Genomic DNA, 1,547 nt, shown 5'->3' on the forward strand with positions numbered 1-1,547 from the left:
ATAATGGAATGGTCGCCCCTCTCTCAGCCGTCTACTATGGCGGTAACTGCGGGAAAGGAGAACGAGCATGACGATGACAACTGTCGGTATCGACTTAGCGAAAAACGTATTCCAGCTTCATGGGGTTGATCAGCATGGTAAGACCGTACTGAAAAAGAAACTGAAACGACATCAACTCTCCACCTTCTTCGCTAATGTAGAGCCCTGCCTGATTGGAATGGAAGCTTGCAGTGGTGCTCACTTCTGGGCTCGGACTTTAGGGAACCTGGGCCATACCGTGAAGCTAATGGCCCCTCAGTTTGTTAAGCCCTACGTCAAAACCAACAAAAATGATGCCGCAGATGCCGAAGCCATTTGTGAGGCGGTAACCCGGCCGAACATGCGCTTTGTCTCGATAAAATCACCGGATCAGCAGGCATTGCTTTCCCTTCACCGGGCCAGGGCCGGTTTTATCAAAACCCAAACTGCACAAATCAACCAAATCAGGGGACTGCTGACCGAGTTTGGGATTGTCCTGCCTACCGGTAAAGTCGCGATACACAAACATGTCCCCACCATCTTAGAAGATGCCGAGAACGCCTTGCCCGATACGTTCCGCCAGGTGCTGTCACGACTCTATGATCATTTAACCGAACTGAGTGAGCATATTGAGCAATTTGACCAGTCACTCAAAGCACACTTCAAGCATTGCGAACTGAGCCAACGGATAGCGTCACTACCAGGCATCGGCCTGATCAGTGCCACCGCGATCGTCGGCACCATTGGTGACGGCTCTGAATTCAAAAACGGGAGGCAGCTGTCCGCCTGGCTAGGACTGGTTCCCCGACAACACTCCAGCGGGGGTAAAAATATCTTACTCGGCATGAGCAAGCGAGGCGATGCCTACCTCCGAACCCTGCTCATTCACGGCGCCCGCTCCGTCCTGATAGCCAGAAGTCACCAGGTACCGCCAGAGAGTTGGTTGGGCGGGCTTATCAACCGGCGCAATAAAAACGTGGCGGCGGTAGCACTGGCCAACAAAAATGCCCGGACGTTATGGGCAATGCTGACACGTGGCGAAGACTACAACCCCAAGCGGTACCCGGATGCCTTTGCCGGGTAATTTCGTCAAACAGGGCTGTATTTAACATATGATACCTAATCCGCACCACGAAAAAATTTTCGCGACAAAAAGCGGCTGAACAAGGTAAAAACCAATGAAAACAGAGTGACTTTAGAGCCTGATAGCACGTTGTAAGAATGTTATCAGTGTTACCAACAGACTGTCGGCGAAATCCGACGGTGAAGCAGGCAAAAACATACCCAAACCGATTGCTAGAGGTAAACACGATTTAAAGGCCAAACAGGTAAGACCGAGACTCAATGAACCTGCATTTAACATGGCATAGTGATTTTGCTAATGCGTCATTATGATAAGGCTTGGGTCAGCGGAATCCTTTAGGGACAGCGGCATACATGCCGAACTAAGTCCGGATGTATGACTGCAATCTTAACCAGTTTGATTTTTTAGAGCGTGGGTACTTGGCAAACCGGGGCGACCATGTATG

The 1,547-nt window shown here is 50.5% G+C and carries 1 protein-coding gene; it reads left to right on the forward strand.

From position 1 onward, the window contains the following. Positions 1-67 precede the first annotated feature (67 nt). A complete protein-coding gene (locus tag C9J03_RS26305; RefSeq protein ID WP_044621363.1) occupies positions 68-1,102 on the forward strand; it encodes an IS110 family RNA-guided transposase in 1,035 nt (344 codons plus the stop codon). Positions 1,103-1,547: the final 445 nt, after the last annotated feature.

Origin of the sequence: Photobacterium gaetbulicola, assembly GCF_003025515.1 — a bacterium.
Taxonomy (GTDB): domain Bacteria; phylum Pseudomonadota; class Gammaproteobacteria; order Enterobacterales; family Vibrionaceae; genus Photobacterium; species Photobacterium gaetbulicola.

Bases quoted from the DNA above. Each gene is read 5' to 3' on its own strand.
- C9J03_RS26305 (WP_044621363.1), top strand. From the start codon at position 68: ATGACGATGACAACTGTCGGTATCGACTTAGCGAAAAACGTATTCCAG.